The 18,946-nt window shown below is 39.3% G+C and carries 12 protein-coding genes; 7 read left to right on the top strand and 5 right to left on the bottom strand.

All coding sequences use genetic code 11. The features are described from left to right. Nucleotides 1-61 precede the first annotated feature (61 nt). The 3 genes from GYY70_RS11735 (at nucleotide 62) to GYY70_RS12260 (ending at nucleotide 1,071) form a co-directional block, all read left to right on the top strand. Nucleotides 62-589, top strand: coding sequence for a gamma carbonic anhydrase family protein (locus GYY70_RS11735; protein WP_041879749.1), 528 nt, complete (start codon nucleotides 62-64; stop codon nucleotides 587-589). Between the two features lie 30 nt (nucleotides 590-619). Further along, a complete protein-coding gene (locus GYY70_RS11730; protein ID WP_171991516.1) occupies nucleotides 620-760 on the top strand; it encodes a hypothetical protein in 141 nt (46 codons plus the stop codon). Between the two features lie 185 nt (nucleotides 761-945). Next, nucleotides 946-1,071: a hypothetical protein gene (locus tag GYY70_RS12260; RefSeq protein ID WP_255454304.1), complete on the top strand. Its 126-nt coding sequence runs from the start codon at nucleotides 946-948 to the stop codon at nucleotides 1,069-1,071. Between the two features lie 686 nt (nucleotides 1,072-1,757). Here GYY70_RS12260 and GYY70_RS11725 read toward each other — a convergent pair. The 3 genes from GYY70_RS11725 to galE form a co-directional block, all read right to left on the bottom strand. Further along, nucleotides 1,758-2,354, bottom strand: a complete 597-nt coding sequence (locus tag GYY70_RS11725) for a hypothetical protein (protein WP_174832490.1) — start codon at nucleotides 2,352-2,354, stop codon at nucleotides 1,758-1,760. Nucleotides 2,355-2,824: 470 nt separating this feature from the next. Continuing rightward, on the bottom strand, nucleotides 2,825-4,276 hold the full coding sequence (gene tldD, locus GYY70_RS11720) for a metalloprotease TldD (protein WP_084554522.1): 1,452 nt from the start codon (nucleotides 4,274-4,276) through the stop codon (nucleotides 2,825-2,827). Between the two features lie 400 nt (nucleotides 4,277-4,676). Beyond that, a complete protein-coding gene (galE, locus tag GYY70_RS11715) occupies nucleotides 4,677-5,705 on the bottom strand; it encodes a UDP-glucose 4-epimerase GalE (protein WP_174832488.1) in 1,029 nt (342 codons plus the stop codon). A 778-nt stretch (nucleotides 5,706-6,483) separates the two neighbouring features. Between galE and GYY70_RS11710 the strand changes: the two genes are divergently transcribed. The 4 genes from GYY70_RS11710 to GYY70_RS11695 all read left to right on the top strand — a co-directional run bounded on the left by GYY70_RS11710 (nucleotide 6,484) and on the right by GYY70_RS11695 (nucleotide 12,963). Continuing rightward, nucleotides 6,484-8,262 (top strand): hypothetical protein, encoded by a 1,779-nt coding sequence (locus tag GYY70_RS11710; RefSeq protein WP_174832486.1) that lies wholly within the window; start codon nucleotides 6,484-6,486, stop codon nucleotides 8,260-8,262. Nucleotides 8,263-8,464: 202 nt separating this feature from the next. After that, complete coding sequence (locus GYY70_RS11705; protein ID WP_174832484.1) at nucleotides 8,465-10,132, top strand: hypothetical protein; 1,668 nt, start codon at nucleotides 8,465-8,467, stop codon at nucleotides 10,130-10,132. A 187-nt stretch (nucleotides 10,133-10,319) separates the two neighbouring features. After that, complete coding sequence (locus GYY70_RS11700) at nucleotides 10,320-12,146, top strand: hypothetical protein (RefSeq protein ID WP_174832482.1); 1,827 nt, start codon at nucleotides 10,320-10,322, stop codon at nucleotides 12,144-12,146. Nucleotides 12,147-12,354: 208 nt separating this feature from the next. After that, nucleotides 12,355-12,963 carry a YdcF family protein gene (locus GYY70_RS11695; protein WP_174832480.1) on the top strand — a complete coding sequence of 203 codons (609 nt, stop codon included), beginning with the start codon at nucleotides 12,355-12,357 and terminating at the stop codon, nucleotides 12,961-12,963. Nucleotides 12,964-13,495: 532 nt separating this feature from the next. On the opposite strand, the gene GYY70_RS12285 is transcribed toward GYY70_RS11695, so the two are convergent. Beyond that, nucleotides 13,496-18,586: a calcium-binding protein gene (locus GYY70_RS12285; protein ID WP_180214764.1), complete on the bottom strand. Its 5,091-nt coding sequence runs from the start codon at nucleotides 18,584-18,586 to the stop codon at nucleotides 13,496-13,498. Between the two features lie 45 nt (nucleotides 18,587-18,631). After that, on the bottom strand, nucleotides 18,632-18,946 hold a 315-nt coding region (locus GYY70_RS11640), incomplete at its 5' end, for a hypothetical protein (RefSeq protein WP_174832477.1).

Raw genomic sequence — 18,946 nt, 5'->3', positions numbered from 1 at the left:
GCTTATACTTATCTTCTGCTATAAATAATATTGCATAATGTAACAGGATAAGGTCAAAAACATGAAAAACAATATTCGTTCTTATTTAGATACGCAACCACAAATTGCCGATAGTTGTTATATAGATGATATGGCTGTGGTTATCGGGGATGTAATTTTGCAGGAAGAAGTATCTGTGTGGCCGTTTGCGGTGATTCGCGCAGATGTGAACAGTATGCGTATTGGTGCCAGAAGCAATATTCAGGATCACTGTATGCTGCATGTCAGCCACAAAACAGCAGCCAAACCGGATGGCTCACCATTGGTAATTGGTGAGGATGTTACTATAGGTCATCATGTCAATCTGCATGGCTGTACGATTGGTAACCGGGTGCTTGTGGGGATTAATTCGATTGTTCTGGATGATGCGATTATTGAGGATGATGTGATGATTGGTGCCGGCAGTCTGGTGCCCCCGCGCAAACGTCTGGCGAGCGGTTATCTGTATCTGGGTTCTCCGGTACAGCAAATCCGCCCGTTAACAGAAAAGGAGCGGGAATTTCTATTATATTCAGCATCGCATTATGTTAGACTCATGAAGAGTTATTAAGTTAACCCTCTAATTAAAGGACTATAAAAAATGAAAAAATTCTTGTCTTTAAGTTTATTATGCAGTCTGCTGGCGTTGGCAGGCTGTGCCAGCGATGGCTCAGGTAAAGGGCAAACCCAGGTGTATGGGGATATCAAAACCGGTGTGGAAACGTCACATACCAGTCATTAATTTATTTGGTCAAGTTAATTCGATGTAAATGAGTAGCAGAGTAATACTAAAATAGATGAGTGTCGTAAAATGGGTATTATATGCAGTTGGAAAATGCAAAATCTGCACGGAACAATTGTTATATTAATGAAGTTAAGCTAGATTGTGAAAATAGTTTTTCAAACCAACCGTTAAAGGACACAATGATGAAAAAGCTATTGGGAATTGGTGCCGTACTGGCTGCTCTGTTACTAACTGCCTGCGCTACTACAAATTCTGATACTAAAGCTGCTCCGTACAGTGATGTACAGGCAGCCGTAGAATCTAATTAAGCCGTAGTAATTAAATAAGTGGCTGGATTTGCTGGATAAATAATTCCGGCAAATCCAGCCACTTTTTTGTATAAAGTAAACGGACAAATGCCGGAACAAAAAAATTGACAGATATCATCAGAAACGAAATAGGATTGAATCAAGATATATCAGCACTCAGAGAAGTGCCGGTTAGCTCTGAATGAGGCATGTTATAGATATGCATGATTGAGTGTCTGTAACACTCAAAATCTGTTCAGAAATAATTTTTTATTTTAAAGTTAATGATTTTTGCCGGCCTGATTTGGCTAAATATAAGCTGATCAGAAATAGCCAGAATGCAATAAATATATTATTCACATTGGCGGAAGATCTACAGCGTATACCAATTCAAACCATTACCTTTAACTTTCAAAACATATGGCTGATAAACATACGCAGTTTAATCGACAGAATTTTTGATATTGGTCTCATCAATAATCTGATAGTAAACAGAAAAATATCACAATACTCTATTGGTTGTACTGATACAGACAATTAAATTACTTGAATAATGTTGGATTTAATATCAGCAAATAAAAATTTTTCCAGCCTTCAGCAAAATGCTTGCAAGGCTGGAGCAGAGCATGATTAGCCCATTGTATTCCGGAACTGATAAAAGGCAGTCAGACTGCCTTTTATATTGGTTGGCGATTTTAGCAGATCGCTTAATCACCCTTAATAAGTGATGTAGTTGTGCCGTCCGGATGCACTTCTTGCAGAATAACCCCGCATTGGGCTGATGCAGATGCCGCGATAGCCTCGTAATCTTTACCCGGTTCGGCTACAAAAGTAAGTTTGTTACTCTGGCAGGAGGGCTGATAGGAAATAATTTTGCCATCATTATGAGTATTATTAACATTGGTCAGACCAATAATGGCATTGGATATGGTAATCGGTACATTAGCGGGAATAGTGAATTCACGGTAGTACAGCTTAGACAAATTATGATTATGTCGTTTCATTGTATCCAAAGTAGCCGTTGCCGGTATACCAATGGTGCTGTTACGAGCCAGACCTAATGATGAAGCGAATGCCCCGCCTAAGGAACCACCGGTTGATTCTTTTACCTCATGTCCCTGAAAACTGTATTTCATATTAGTCGGTTTGCCATTCTGCCCGAAGATGCGTATCCGTGCCTGTTGCGCACTATCATCTGAAGCATCCTGTGCCATGGCCAAACTAACATTGAAACTTAAGAAAAAACTGATTATCAGGAATTTTTTCAGGCTGAGTCTGGATTTGTTTTTTTTGATAAAAAACATATGAGTACTTTCTGAATAATTGAGGGTAGAAAAGTTAATAATAAAGTGATATATCAGAATAATTAACTGATATTACTCTATATTCACATAAATAAATATTATTTATCTGCATAATTTTTTTATAGCTGAAACGGCTCAGCCTGAAAGTGTGATTCAGATTAGTGTTATGAAATGTGTAATAAATTATAATGCAGATTGGTATTAATGCCAATATCATAATAATATGAATCTGATACCTACCGGATTGCTGTTTTCCGGTTATTTGCTGCGCGATACTTGCAGATCATTGTAATCAATAACTGATACCTGAAAAAAGCAAATTTGATTTCAACAAGCGCAATGAGAATATGCATATTAATTTTCGGGAAATTCAGATGTAATTTATAATAAATACGTATCTATCCGCATAAACAAACAGCATAACGGGCACAGTAATTTGTGCCCGTTATGCTGTTTGCTGTTCAGGTAAATTATGTCTGGCTGCCGCCCACAGTAAGACCGGCATCAATACGCAGCGTAGGCTGTCCCACACCTACCGGCACGCTTTGCCCGTCTTTACCGCAGATACCTACGCCACTATCCAGACTACTGTTATTGCCTATCATACTAACGTGTTTTAATACTTCCGGACCACTGCCAATAATGGTGGCTCCTTTTACCGGATATTGCAGCTTACCGTTTTCAACCCACCAGGCTTCCGAAGCACTGAATACAAATTTACCACTGGTAATATCGACCTGTCCGCCGCCAAAATTAACCGCATACAAGCCCTTATCGACAGAAGCAATAATCTCTTCCGGATTAAGCCGGCCGTTTTCCATATAAGTATTGGTCATGCGCGGCATCGGTGCTGAGGCGTAATTTTCACGCCGGCCATTACCGGTCACAGGGACGCCCATTAAACGTGCATTGGTTTCATCCTGCAAATAGCCGCATAAAATACCATCTTCAATCAGTACCGTACGCTGTGTAGCATTGCCCTCATCATCAATGTTCAGCGAACCACGGCGTTCTGCAATATTACCCTGATCAACAACAGTCACACCTTTAGCAGCTACGCGTTCACCTAAACGGCCGGCAAATGCACTGGTTCCTTTGCGGTTAAAATCACCTTCCAGACCATGACCTACAGCTTCATGTAACAATACACCCGGCCAGCCATTGCCCAGTACTACCGTCATCTGACCGGCAGGTGCCGGACGGGCTTCCAGATTGGTCAGTGCCTGAGCAACGGCTGTATCTACATATGATTTGAGCATGGCTTCATCAAAATAACCCAGATCAAAGCGGCCGCCACCGCCACTGCTGCCCTGCTCACGCCTTTCTCCCTGTTTGGCAATCACAGTAACAGATAAACGGACAAGCGGGCGGACATCAGTGTGTATCCGGCCGTCCAGTCGCGCCAGATAAATCAGTTCATGCTCGCATACCAGCCCGGCCATTACCTGCACAATACGCGGATCAGCAGCTTTTGCCAGTGCCTCCACACGCTGTAATAAAGCCACTTTCTCTCCGGCATCCAGACTGAGCATCGGATTAGCCATTGCATACAGCGGTTTGACTGACGGCAGAGAAGTTAGTCCCACTGAGCGCTGCTGACCGGCCTGACCAATTGCCCGTACAGCCTGTGCTGCATCTGTTAATGCCTGCACATTCAGATTGTCGGCGTAAGCAAATGCTGTTTTTTCACCACTTACCGCTCGGACACCGACGCCCTGCTCAATCTGAAAACTGCCTGATTTGACCATGCCTTCTTCCAGATGCCAGCTTTCATAGGTACTGCGCTGGCAGTAAATATCAGCATAATCAATATGGTGTGCTCCCATCAGGGAGAGTGCACGGGTAAAATCAGCTACAGCCAGTTCGTTGTCGGCCAGTAGCTGTTGGTGAACAAGTTGCGCGGTTTGAGTAGAGATAGGCATGAGCTGTCAAAAATTAGGTTGTGACAAAAAGCACAGACAGAGAAAGATTTAATCAGAAAAGCAAATTGTGGGCAATTATACCGAAAACAAGCTTTGTCCGCGCGAATGCAGGAATACTTATTATACGCAGATCAGGTGTTGGAATAGAGACCGGAAAAACAAATTGTAAAAATTACCAAATTGTTATTGATAATAATTCTCATTATATTATAATGTGACTCACCAGTTAGTTAGAGATAGTTAACCGGTAATGACCTCAAACATCTTTTATCTAAATCTACTTTCAGGAGCGGCGTAACGATTAGCGTTAAATTTTTGCATCTAAACTCAAAAACCGAAAACACTTAACCCACTGAAACATCAGTGGGTTAAGTGTTTATAATAAGCTGATATTCAGTAATCAGATTTCATTGTGGCTGTTGTAGCCCTGCGGATTGAGCTGTTGCCAGTGCCATGCATCGGTCATCATACTGGTCAGACTGCGCTGAGCTGTCCAGCCCAGTTGTTCGGCTGCGCGTTCAGGATTGGCATAGCACACAGCAATATCTCCTGCCCGGCGCGGGACAATCTGATAAGGAATTTTTTTGCCGCTGGCCTGTTCAAAGGCATGTATGATTTCCAGTACCGAATAACCCCGCCCTGTACCCAGATTATAAATATGTACACCGGGCTGATTATTTGTAACGCGCATGGCACTTAAGTGGCCGTCGGCCAGATCCATTACATGGATATAATCACGGACACCGGTACCATCGGCAGTAGGATAATCGTTACCAAATACCGATAGCTGTGCCAGTTTACCAACAGCTACCTGACAGATATACGGTAATAAATTATTCGGAATGCCATTCGGATCTTCACCAATCAATCCGGATTCATGCGCGCCCACCGGATTGAAATAACGCAGTAATGTCATACTCCAGCGCGCATCTGCTGCCTGTATATCCGTTAACATCCGCTCTACCATATATTTGGATGTTCCGTACGGATTGGTGGTTCCGCCGGTAGCCGCGTTTTCATCAATCGGAACCGAAGCCGGTGTACCGTAAACTGTAGCTGAAGAACTGAAAACCAGATTGAAAATACCTGCTTTGGCCATTTCTTCAACCAGAATCAGGCTGCCACAGACATTATTATCATAATATTTCAGCGGCTCCCGTACACTTTCACCGACTGCTTTTAAGCCGGCAAAATGCAGCACATGCTCAATACTGTGCTGTTTAAATACCTGTTGCAGCAACGTACGGTCGCGAATATCGCCCTGATAAAAAGTTACCTCTTTACCGGTAATCTGTTTTAAACGCTCGAGTACCACTGGCGATGCATTACACAGATTATCAATAATAATCACATTGTAGCCGGCATTAAGTAATTGTACAGTCGTGTGAGAGCCAATAAAGCCGGCACCACCTGTTACCAGAATAGCCATAAATTATCCGTAATGATTTTTCATCGAAATACAACAAATAACCGGTATGTAAATAACCAGAAATCCATAAGTATATCTTGTTTATAATCATAGTTAAGCTAACGCGGGATAGAAGATACACTAAAAGAACCGGTATCTGCTGTATCTTTACAACAGTAAAGTGCTGAGCCGCACAGATGAGGTGACACAACAAAAAATATCCGGTACCTCTGACAAAAGTTATTTCTGTTCAAACGGCAATAACTGAACTGGACAGGAGTGATAAAACGGAAATCTGATAGAAATATGACTTGAAATACAGCGGTAATTAAAACCAGATAAACCATTATGCAGACATAGCAGATAAAAATCAGATTGAATATTCGCTGATAACCAGCTACTGATAAATATGTAGCTAATGAATAAATTAAAGTTTACATTTACTGTTTAATGCTGTACATTTCAGGAACTCTGATAACTGTTTAGCAGTTTATTTACCTTACTGGCGATGATTAATTATTATTTTTATAATATAGCCGTATTTAATTCTTTAATACTTTTCATTCAACAGCAAAAGCAGCTTTGTTTCAGTCTGAATACTGTTCAGCTCAGTCACTTTTTAAATTAGAAATATATATCTGTGCTGAAATATGCACAAAAACAAATGTATACAAAAACTGCATATAATATTTATTTCAATTATTTATCAGATGATGCTGATCTAAATAAATTGAATCTGAATATTTGCCGCTAAGTTATGTTCAATAAACCTTACCAGTATGATTAACATACTAAATCAATGAAAAATTTCATCGAAATATTAAACCAAAAAAATATTAACTATACAGTTGAAAATGACATTATCCGCGTACCGGATAATCTGTGCTTTTATCAAAATCCACTTAAATCACTGCCGGATAATTTAATTATTGAAGGTGATCTGGATATCTCCAGAACAAAAATAAGCCGGTTACCGGATAACCTGATTGTCTGCGGTAATCTGAATATGTCCTATACTAAAATCAGTAAACTGCCGGAAAATATGATTTTTCGCGGGGAGCTGAATATATCCGGTACACAAATCAGAGTGTTACCGGAAAATTTAGTGGTTCAGGGCAAACTTATCGCCTCTCGTACCAAAATACAAGTTTTACCGGAAACGCTAATTGTTGGTGGTGCGCTGGATTTATCCTATAGCTATATTCAGTCGCTACCAGAAAATCTGACAATAAACGGTAATTTATATTTACAGAATAGTTATATACTGGAATTACCGGAGAATTTGGTTGTTGCCGGAGACCTGGATGCCTCTTCAACCAGAATAACCCGATTACCGGAAAAATTTACGATAAAAGGCAGTCTTTGTCTGGAAAAAAGCGGTATCAATACTCTGCCTGCTAATCTGCATATAACCGATGATCTTGATTTGAGTAATACCCGTATCACAAAGTTACCTGAAAATCTGAAAGTAGATGGTAGCCTGATTCTGGCTGCCTCCAAAATTAAGAAATTACCAAAGAATATTCAGGTAAAAAATAATTTAAACTTACGTTTTACAGAAATCAGAAAATTACCGGATAATCTGACGGTGAACGGAGATCTGGATTTATCAGGAACAAAAATTAAAAAATTACCTGCTAATCTAAGAGTCAATGGATGTTTAGGTCTGGAAAGCTGTCGAAAAATCAATAAATTACTTAAAAATTTTAGGGCTATATGCACTAGTCTGGATTTGTGCTTTAATAAAATCAAAAAAATACCAGAGAATTTAAAAATCCAATCCAATCTGTATTTGAATGAATGCAAAATCAAAAAATTTCCCAAAAAAATGAATATAAACGGAAATTTGAACCTGGATGACGCAAAAATAAAAAAATTGCCTGAAATTTTGCATGTTGGTGGCGATTTATCTCTTTTGCTGGTACCGATTAAAAAACTACCTAAAAAACTTTCAGTAGGAGGTGAGCTGTATTTATGGGGTTGCCCGGTTAAAAAAATTCCCAGTCATGTTAATGTAGTCAATGGGCTGGACTTAACTTTGACTAAAGTAAAAAAATTACCTCAGAATCTTATCAAGATAAAAAAACTGGCAATAGAGGAAACTAAAATTAACCGTTTGCCAGATAAGCTCAATGTTGAGGATTATCTGGATCTGAGAAATAGCCGAATTAAAAAATTACCTAAAAAATTACAGGTTGGTAATACATTGCTGTTAAATAATACCCGGATTAAAAAGCTACCGAATAACCTGAAACTTGATCATGGTATAAACCTGAAAAAAACTTCAATCAGATTTTTGCCCGAAAATCTGGAGCTCAAATGGTTAAGCCTTGATCTTAAAAAGATTAAAAATATTGCTTACCGGAAAAATTGTACAGCTAAAAGAAAAACCATTTTTGCAGCTTATTTGAATGGTGAATATAAAATTTTTCAGAATGAATACCTGGTTGGTACCCTGCAAGAGTATGAGCAATTTGTTAACCAGAGATTTATTGATCCGCAGGCAAGTAAGCTTAAACAGGCAGCCAGGGATTGCGTAGAGCAATTGCAGAGAAAACTCAGTACTCATAAAACTTAATATATTGAATACTGGCTGACAATAAAACCAGACCGGATAAAGTCAAAGCACTTATTCAGCTTTGTAACTTTTTAATTAGAAATAGATATTTATACTGAAAATATATACTGAAACTGCATGATATTAATACCAGCTTTCTGGAAATGTATGCAACTAAGTTACCTTCCCTTAATTTTTACCAGTATGCTAACATACTAAATCAATGAAAAAATTTATCGAAATATTAAATCAAAAAAACATTAAATATAAGGTTGAGAATGATGTTATCCGGGTACTGGATAATCTGTGCTTTTATCAACCCTGTCTAAAATCACTGCCTGACAATTTAATTATTAAAGGCAATCTGGATATTTCTGAAACCAAAATCAGAAATTTACCGGATAATCTGATTGTCTATGGGAATCTGAATCTATCCGGTACTGAAATCAGTATATTACCGGACAATCTGGTGGTTCATGGAGAACTAAACGCCTCTTATACCAAAATAATAACGTTGCCGGAAAAGCTTATAATAGGCGGTGCATTAGATTTATCCTTCAGCTATGTGCAGTCGCTACCAGAAAGTCTGACAATAAACGGCAATTTATCTTTACAAAATACCTATATACTGGAATTACCGGAAACTTTGGCAGTTGCCGGAGATTTAGATATTTCTTCAACCAGAATTACCCGACTACCGGAAAAGTTTACTATCAAGGGTAGTCTTAATTTGGGTCGTACTGATATCACAAAGTTACCTGAAAATCTGAAAGTAGATGGTAGTCTGATTCTGGCTTCCTCCAAAATTAAGAAATTTCCAAAGGATGTACAGGTAAAAGCTGATCTGGATTTATGCTATACGGAAATCAGAAAATTACCGGATAATCTAACGGTGAACGGTAATCTGGATTTGTCTGGAACACAAATCAAAAAATTACCTGCTAATCTAAGAGTCAATGGATGTTTAGCATTGAGAGGGTGCAGTACAATCAATCAGTTACTTAAAAATTTTAAAGCTACTTGCATTAGCCTGGATCTAAGTTGTAATAAAATTAAGAAAGTACCAGAGAATTTAAAAATACAATCCAGTCTGGACCTGAATAGCTGTAAAATCAAAAAATTTCCTGCAGAGCTGACTATAAATGAAAATCTGAATCTGGAGGACGCAAAAATCAAAAAATTTCCTGCAAAGCTGACTGTTGGCGGACAATTATCTATTGAACAATTATCTATTGAGAGGACGTCAATTAAACAATTACCTAAAAATCTTTCAGTGGGAGGTGAGCTAAACTTATCGGGTACCAAAATAAAAAAAATTTCCAGTCATTTTAATATAGCCAATGGAATAAATTTAGCCTGTACACCAGTAAAAAAGCTACCCTCAAATTTTACTGAGATAAAAAACTTATGTATAAACGTAACAAAAATTTCTCGCTTGCCTGATAATCTCCATGTTTGGGAGAATCTGGTATTGTGTGGCAGCAAAATTAAAAAGTTACCCAAAAATTTGCAGGTCGGTAAAAAACTGCTGTTAAATTATACCAAAATTAAAAAATTACCCGAAAATCTGAAACTTGAAGAAGGCATCGACCTGAGAAAAACTCAAATCAGATATCTGCCGGAAAATCTTGAGCTTAAATGGTTAAGTCTTGATCTTAAAAAGATTAAAAATATTGCTTACCGGAAAAATTGTACAGCTAAAAGAAAAACTATCTTTGCAGCTTATTTGAATGGTGAATATAAAATTTTTCAGAATAAATCCCTGATTGGTAATCTGAAAGAATATGAGCGATTTGTTAACCAGAGATTTCTTGACCCGCAGGCAGGTAAGCTTAAACAGGCAGCTAGAGATTGCGTAGAGGAATTGCAGAAAAAAATCAGAATTAATTAACTTAATGTACAAAGTACTGGCCGACAGCTGCAAAAAATGCTGAATTTGCCAGTACGTGACTCAGATATATTTGGCCGGCAGTAATTTATTAAAAATAGCATAAACATATTTTGTAATGTTTTTAATTCAACTCCATCCAATTGATTTGTATTAAGTGACTTAAGCTGAAGACACAGAGAAATAAGTTATGGAACAATTTATCACATATTTAAATACACAGCAGATTAAATACAGTATTGGGGATAATTCAATCACAATATTGGAATCTCTTAATCTGGATGAAGTGAGAATCAAACATTTACCGGATAATCTTATTATTAACGGTGATCTCAATTTGCGATTAACAACAATAAAAAAATTGCCGGATAATTTAACCGTAAATGGTGATTTATGTGCGCGCGCAACTAAGATTAAAGCGTGGCCGAAAAATTTAAATGTAAAAGGTTCTATAGATTTATTCTGTACCAGAATTGCATCATTACCAGATAATTTAACCGTAAATGGAGATTTGAATTTAGAACAAACACCTGTTAAATCATTACCTGCTAATCTGAAAGTAAAAGGAAATTTGGCTTTGCGGGAGTCGCATTTTTGCTATATACCGGAAAGATTTGATGTAGCTGGCTCTTTAAATTTGTCAGATACGAAAATTGACAGATTGCCGGATAATCTTAATATACAGGGTGATCTGAACATTGCCCGTACCAGAATTAAAAAACTACCTGAAAATTTATCTGTAAGCGGCAATTTAAATTTATGCGGAACCAAAGTAAAAAAATTGCCAGATAATTTTGACATTATGGGTGATTTAGATTTAAGTGATACCCGAATTAAAAAGTTACCTGGAAATTTAAAGGTTGGGGGTAAGTTGGATTTATACGGTACCAGAATAAAGAAAATACCAAATGATTTAACGGTGAAAAAGGGTATTTCTTTATGCGGGTCTAAAATTAAAAATCTACCCGATAATTTAACCATTAACCATTGTTTGGATTTGGGTTTTACAAAAATAAAAAAGTTGCCGGATAATCTGATTGTAAACGGATATCTTAGATTGCATGGTACTGAAGTCAAAAAATTATTAAAACATTCAAATGTACAATGCTCAAGTCTGGGTTTAGGTATTACCAAGATAAAGCAACTGCCTGCCAATATAGAAGTAAAAAATAGTTTATATCTGAGTTATACCAAAATAAAACAGCTACCGGATAATCTCGGGTTAAAAGGTGATCTGACTTTACGTTATGTCCCTATAAAAAAGTTGCCGGATAATTTGACTATTGGCGGAGATCTTGATCTGAGCTGTACCAGAATCGAAACATTGCCTGAGAATTTAAAAGTTGCCGGTAATCTTAATTTAAGTTCTTCAAAACTAAAAAAATTACCGAAAAATTTACATATTGGCGGTGATTTAGACTTACATAATACAAAGATTAAAAAAATTCAGGATAATTTAAATGTGAATGGAACTTTAGATTTATACAGAACGAAGATTAAGAAGCTTCCAAAAAATTTATTTGTAAAAAATGAGTTGTTTTTGAGTAATACCAGAGTTAAAACATTACCTTCTGATTTAAAAGTAGAAGGAGATCTCTGGCTGAGTTCTTCCTCAATTAAAAAATTGCCAGACAATTTAAAATTAAATGGCGATTTATACTTGCAAGACACTAATATTAAGCAATTACCAAAAAATTTATTTGTAAAAAGGCAGTTATCTATCACGAATACTAAAATCAGTGTATTGCCGGAAGATTTAATGTTTGGCTCAATTGAACTGGATATAAAAAAAATAAAAAATATAGTTTATAAAAAATGCCATTCAATAAAAGCCTTTATTTTTACAGTTTATTTACAGGGAGAAATAAAACTTGTTTACAATGGGAGTCTGATAGGTAATTTGGAAGAATTTGAACAATTTACAGATAAACTATTTTTAAAAGCTGAAGCTGATGAGTTTAAACAGATGGCCAGAGATTGCGCAGCGCAATTGAAGCAAAAGCTGTCTCTTGAATAATCATGGCAGTTTTATCAGCGGTTATCAATTAATAGCAGAAGACAGGAATTATGTTTGGATATTCATTGCAAAATTTTGAGTAATAAAATCGTAGCTGTTATTGTGGATAAAATGCTGATTAGTTGCTATAGTCCCTGACATATTTTACGTTATAGCGTTATTTGTTTTCAATTTATAGAACTGATTAACAATTATTTTACGGATAGTTATGAATAAAAGCATTATGAATATTTATAAATGGGTTCATTGGTTTGTAATAATTGTTTTAGCTTATTTTATTATCTGTAATGTCATTATTCATCTCTACGCCCGGCAAAAAGCAGCAGACAATGCTGATACTATGGTTATCTTAGGTGCTCAGGTAATGGGTAATCCTGCAGTACCTCATCCTGTTTTAAAAGGGCGTTTAGATAAAGCTCTGGTTTATTTGAAAAATAACCCTAATACCAAAGTAGTTGTTTGCGGAGGACAAGGAGAAGGCGAGCCGGCAACAGAAGCAAGCGTTATGGCTGGTTATTTAATTGATAACGGGATTGATGCCTCAAGGGTTTATCTTGAAGATAAATCAACACGTACTGCTCAGCAGTTTGTTTATGCGAATAAAGTATTACCATTAGGTAAAACCGTGGTAGTTACCAATGATTTTCACTTATTGCGTTCTATCATGTTAGCTAAAAGATCAGGAGTAAAAGATGTATCCGGCTTATCTGCACCTTTAAGTTTCAGAAATTACAGGAACTATATTTCTCTTATTAGAGAACCATTAGCTCTGATTAATTCATGGTTGTTTGATCATCCCCTGAATAATGATAATTAGAATACAGATAATTAAAACATTGAAAATACTGGGTGAATGATAGTCAGTTTATAGTATTGAATTAGAATAGATACGGTTATTATTAACCGGTATAACTTATCAGATGATTGCCCGAATTTAGCCAAATAGCAAACCGCTAAATTCAGGCCGGCAGTGGTTTTTTCTCGTAATAGCAAATGATATCAGCAGTATAGATAATCAGCCCGGAAACAATTACTCTGCTCCTCGTATTGCTTGATTTTAAAACCCTGGCGCTAGTTTTATTAATCAAACTACCAGATACAGGAATTTAATATCATCTGCCAGAAAAACATAATTTATTAGCCTAGATAGCAGATGCCATATACAACGACAGGGTACAAAATATTTTTATAGCCTGTTGGTATTGAATCGAAATGTTTTTATCGTTACCTGAAAATTTCAGGGTTAAGGGAAATAATATTTATTATGGCTTAGTTTCAGCTATCTTTATCCACAATAAAAAGCCTGCAAATATAATTTGCAGGCTTGTCAATACTACAGTGCTTTTGGCTTAACCGCAGTTGGCGGCAAGAATATTCGGCGGGGCAAACTGCTTCACCTCATCTGCCGCCCATATCCGGCCTTCACTGCTGCCTCTGGAGAAAGTAGCCATTGCTCCTACCAATTGCTGTACCTGTTCGGCTGTATAGTGCATACCATCCGCAGTATGAATCTGATACTGCCGGTATGACGCATCCGCAAACCAGTTATCCAGCCGTACCTGATCACGTGAACCAATATGGCCGATAAGCAGGTCATCCCCATTCCGGCTTAGCCGCAATTCATCACTACGGTAGTCAGCAAAATCCAGAATATCACCCTGCGATTCATTTGCTGCCTGGTCAATCACCTCATCGCGTCCATAACCAGCCCGGAATACATAACGATCCCGCTGCCAGCTACCGCCAACCAGCAAATCATTACCGCTGCCTCCCTCCAGAATATCCTCGCCGGTGCCACCAAATAACTGATCATCTCCGGCACCGCCATACAGAATATCATTGCCGTCGCCGCCATCAAGCAAATCATTGCCGTCATAGCCATGTAAAATATCATTACCGCCATAGCCATACATCAAATCCTTGCCGGCCGTACCAAAAAGCTCATTATCCCTATCATTGCCTTCAATAATGCGGTCGTACCTGGCGGCATTATGATGCTGTATGTTATCAGCAAACTGCTGTAAGGAGCGCGTTATATAATAATTACCACCATTAGGCTGGGCAAATAATAATTTATTCATATCCAGGCTGTTGGCACGTCCATCCAGATAATAGCCAACCAGATAGATTACATCCCCATTAACTCCATTGGTTACTTTAATGCCTTTGTTGTAAGCACTGATGGACAGATGATCCAGTGGCACATCCACAATCACTACCGACTGCCCGCTGTAATCCTCAATTGTGGTAACACCGTCACCACTATTGAACACAAAGTAATCATCACCTGTACCACCATTCAGATAGTCATTGCCTTTGCCGCCAAGCAGCCAGTCAAGCCCGTCGCCGCCGTAAAGCCGGTCGTTACCATTACCGCCGCTGAGGTAATCATTTCCTTCATCGCCCTGTAGCAGATCATCGCCTTCGCCGCCAAGTATCGTATCATTACCGTCGCCGCCAAGTATCGTATCATTACCACCGGCCGTATCTGTATCATTTATATTCATCGCATTACCGCCGCTGAGGAAATCATTGCCCTCCCCGCCATAGATCACATCATTGCCGCCACCGCCAAAAACGGTGTCGTTGCCGGTACCACCATCAAGGTAATCATTGCCATAGCCACCATCTATATAATCATCACCTTCTTCGCCATAGATGGTGTCATTACCATTATCCTGCAGCCGGTTTTCTTTGGGATTTCCCCAGCCCTGATCACCGAATAACTTATCATTACCCGCGCCGCCATAAATCAGGTCATCACCCAGCTGCCCCACCACCAGATCATTACCGTTACCAGCGTAAATAGTATCGTTATAGCTATTGTCTGTAGCCACAATATCCATACCGACACCAGAATTGAAATCACCGGATATCTGGTCATCACCATCGCCGCCATAAATGGTATCGCGGCCGCCACCACCAAAGAGGATGTCATCGTCGATGCCGCCATCCAGTGTATCATCGCCATAGCCGCCAAAAATCATGTCATTGCCAGCGCCGCCGGAAAGATAATCATTCCCCGTCATGGTGGTATTCAGCTCATGGCCTTCACGAGCATCATCACCCCATAGTATATCATTGCCATCACCACCGATAATCCAGTCGTCGTCGCCACCACCGGCTAGCTGATCATTGCCGGCACCACCATCAATAAAGTCATTACCATGTTCAGCAATATCTTTATCTAACCAGTCACCATCAATTTTGTCATCGCCATCGTCGCCATACAGTTCATCATTGCCGGCGCCTCCAGAAATCTTGTCATTATCATCACCGCCATGAATCACATCATCGCCATAGCCACCATCCAGAATATCATTGCCGGCATCGCCCCATATATGGTCGTTACCATTAAGCTCCGGATGGGGTTCTTTGGCATTCGCTGCATCGCCCCAGATTATATCGTCGTCATCACCACCATATAAATAATCATCACCGCCACCACCAGAGATTTGGTCATTACCGGCTCCGCCATAAATGGTGTCATTGCCATGATATTTAGCGTCCAGCATTTTCCCTGTTTCATAACTGTCAGCATCGCCATATATATTATCATCACCATTGCCGCCAATAATCACATCATTGCCGCCACCGCCAGCTATCCCATCATCGCCATCACCGCCATCAATATAATCATCCCCATGTAAGGCACCATCCAGAGAATTCAGAAATCCTGGCCTGAGAATACCATCGCCATATATAAGATCATTACCCTTACCGCCTACAATATGATCATTACCAGCCATACCATAGATGGTATCGTCACCCTGTTCTGTGCTGCCCGATGCTACTGAATCACCCTCAATATAATCATTCAGATTACCGCCTACAATATAGTCATTGCCATCACCACCATATAAAAAGTCTCCACCCACATCCGCAGCATCATCACTTCCTCTATAAAGACCAGAAGTTATCATGTGGCCTCGCTGATTAATATATATGCCCCAGTTCGGGCCGGCATAAATCAGTTTTTTACCATCAGCCGGCATCGTCCAGCGCTCATCCGGGCGAACACGATTACCAATGGTTAAATGATTATTAGCCCAGATAAAATCATCACCGGCACCGCCTTTGATGATGTCGGAGCCGCCACCTCCAGCAAGCAAATCCGTGCCATCGCCGCCGAGAATAATATCGTTGCCGGCCATGCCGTCAATCGCATCTCCTCCATCAAGGCCACTAATCTCATCGGCGCCGTCTGTGCCTTTAATCACATCTTCAAAGCCTTTTTCTACCACACCACCAATAATCGCACCTTTGGCATTGCGATTTTTCCAACCCCAGTAATATTGGCCGGCTAAACTCTCGTCCAGCTCAAAGTAGCCTTCTTCATGAATAATTTTGGTGCGCCAGTCGCCAATAATTTTATTGATTTTATTGTTATTACTGTCCTTGAATTTGGGCAGCCTGATACCAAGCTTGCCGCCGCTCATATAATCCCAGCCGACAATGGTTAAAACATCATCTTTATTTTCCAGCGACTGAATCACCAGATTGCCGGTGATATTATCCAGATGTATGTGCCATTTATTGTCGGCCGAAATCCAGACATCATTTTCTTTTGCTGTCCATTTTATTTTTGAAAATTGTTGATTATCAATAAAAATACTGCCCTTGCCGTCAGAATCATAAATCTCATCTTTACCATCGCCGCTGTTAAAATAATACTTGTCTGCGCCATCACCGCCCACCAGAATATCATTGCCCTTACCGCCCATGAGCGTATCATTGCCGGCACCGCCAAACAGATAATCATCACCCTCTCCGCCAGAGATATCATCACTGCCCTTGCCGCCAAAAATCACATCCGCCAGCTTGCCGCCTACTACCTTGGTATTACCATTGCCCAGCATCACCACCTGATGGGCGTCATCGCCAGCATCGGCATCGGTACTCCAGCTTTGCCCGGTCTGCTCATCACGAAACACAATCGCATCTTCGGCGCCGAATTTGTACTGTTTACGAATCGAATCAACTAATGATTTTTGTTGTTTAGAATTATAAGTTTGTCCCATTATTAAAGCCGAATTTTCAGGACCTCGACCTTTACCTTCTAATACTTTTTTATATTCATTTGCCTGAGCAAGGCGCATCTCCTGAATCATCCAGGTGCGCACCTTAATCCATTCTTTACCTACATCATCAATTTTACGTACCGCCGGCATTTTGTCCGGATTAAGTATCACCACCGGATTAAGCTGCATCAGTGCATTCAGATACAGCGATACCATTTGTTGATTGCCTTGTTTTTCCCATGTCTGCAACTGCGATAATAATTTTTCCGGCAGCTCATCGATAAACGCCAGCTGGTATTTAAATTCAAATTTGCCCGGCTGGCCGGCAATTTCCTGGCGATGACCATTTACCGGATCAAAGACAAATCCTACTCCTTTTTCGGCAAAATTAGCGTGATTAATACTATTAACCCGCGGGTTAGATGAATTAATACTATTGGTATTTAATACTGCTGCAATAACCCATTGCGTTAACCCTTTGCCTCCCACTAATGACCAGTTGAATCTAAACTGCTGTAGTGAAGCGTCGGTATTTTTCTTGTTGGCAAAATAGCTGCCTGTAGATTGATAAGATGGAGGAGCATATTCCTTGTACCATAAATTTTGTGAACCCTCGAGTGCTTTTTCTGCTAAAAAATCCTTTAATGAATCAGCCATTTGAGTGTTTTTTATCCAATTGGCAGCCAAAGCCTGATCAGAAGCAGAAATAGCAATTTTTGCATAGCCATCATGTTCCGCATATGGTGGAATTTGGTCTGTACCTAAATGCTGATAACTCCAGAATATATTTATTTTGGTTGTTGATGTTGGCATTCCAGTTGTTTTATTAATATAGATATAACCACTTTTAATATCTTTCACTATATTAAATAGCTCATAACTACAATCCAAGCCTTTTATGCTGGTACCTCCGGTTTTCCACATATGTTCCCACATTAATTCGACAATATCTTCGCCCGTAAGTGCCTGCCCATTGGGCAGTTTGGCTGAAGCATAGCGTTCGATCAAGCGCATCGGCTCATATAGCGTCCAGTAGTTAATATCAACATTATTAGTTTCAAATACCTTAATATGGAACTCTTTCATTTGTTGATAAGTAATATCCTGATTGACACTACCTGAACCGGCCTTTTTCTCCAGCATTTCCAGATAGCCCAAGGCCATGCCGCGGCGAATCTTATTGATTTCATCGGTCGTTAAAGTATGATTATTTTTATTCGCCACCGTCTGCATATATTCCAGTGCGCCATTACCGGTAATGGTATTCGCAGAAGCTACCCCATAGGCCCATTCAGCATAATGATAGCCACGTTTGGCCAGTTGCTGATACACCTCGCCAACATCGGATAAATCACCATTTTCAATCTGCTTACGCCATGCCTCAATTTCGCTTTTACTTACTTTTTGTGCTTCTAACATGCTCTTCTCCCTAAGATAATCAACAAGTTGTACCACTATCAAAAACTAGGCCTTACCAATCTGTTTGCCCAGCAGTTTGCCTTCCCGACTTACCCGCCAGCTATTCAGTATATTGATAATATTGCCCTCCATCTCCTGCCACTGCGGAAGATAACTACGGTTATAACTAATCCATACTTGGATATGCCAGTTATCGTTATAAAACATATGATTACAAAAATTTTTATGCTGGATAAATTCACACTTGATATAGGTTTTAATATTGCCGGCCTGATCTTTTTTAATCATTCTATCTTTGGTAAGGGTATCCGATTTCCACGGCTCGCCGGTTTCCGGATCAATACCATTATTTGCCCGATA

This window comes from Snodgrassella sp. ESL0324 (genome assembly GCF_013344955.1).
Taxonomy (GTDB): domain Bacteria; phylum Pseudomonadota; class Gammaproteobacteria; order Burkholderiales; family Neisseriaceae; genus Snodgrassella; species Snodgrassella alvi.
This window is presented reverse-complemented; position numbering and strand designations above follow the sequence as displayed.

What these genes read in the sequence shown, in the direction of transcription:
- GYY70_RS11735 (WP_041879749.1), top strand. Translation starts at nt 62, where the DNA reads ATGAAAAACAATATTCGTTCTTATTTAGATACGCAACCACAAATTGCC.
- GYY70_RS11730 (WP_171991516.1), top strand. Translation starts at nt 620, where the DNA reads ATGAAAAAATTCTTGTCTTTAAGTTTATTATGCAGTCTGCTGGCGTTG.
- GYY70_RS12260 (WP_255454304.1), top strand. Translation starts at nt 946, where the DNA reads ATGAAAAAGCTATTGGGAATTGGTGCCGTACTGGCTGCTCTGTTACTA.
- GYY70_RS11725 (WP_174832490.1), bottom strand. Translation starts at nt 2,354, where the DNA reads ATGTTTTTTATCAAAAAAAACAAATCCAGACTCAGCCTGAAAAAATTC.
- tldD (WP_084554522.1), bottom strand. Translation starts at nt 4,276, where the DNA reads ATGCCTATCTCTACTCAAACCGCGCAACTTGTTCACCAACAGCTACTG.
- galE (WP_174832488.1), bottom strand. Translation starts at nt 5,705, where the DNA reads ATGGCTATTCTGGTAACAGGTGGTGCCGGCTTTATTGGCTCTCACACG.
- GYY70_RS11710 (WP_174832486.1), top strand. Translation starts at nt 6,484, where the DNA reads ATGAAAAATTTCATCGAAATATTAAACCAAAAAAATATTAACTATACA.
- GYY70_RS11705 (WP_174832484.1), top strand. Translation starts at nt 8,465, where the DNA reads ATGAAAAAATTTATCGAAATATTAAATCAAAAAAACATTAAATATAAG.
- GYY70_RS11700 (WP_174832482.1), top strand. Translation starts at nt 10,320, where the DNA reads ATGGAACAATTTATCACATATTTAAATACACAGCAGATTAAATACAGT.
- GYY70_RS11695 (WP_174832480.1), top strand. Translation starts at nt 12,355, where the DNA reads ATGAATAAAAGCATTATGAATATTTATAAATGGGTTCATTGGTTTGTA.
- GYY70_RS12285 (WP_180214764.1), bottom strand. Translation starts at nt 18,586, where the DNA reads ATGTTAGAAGCACAAAAAGTAAGTAAAAGCGAAATTGAGGCATGGCGT.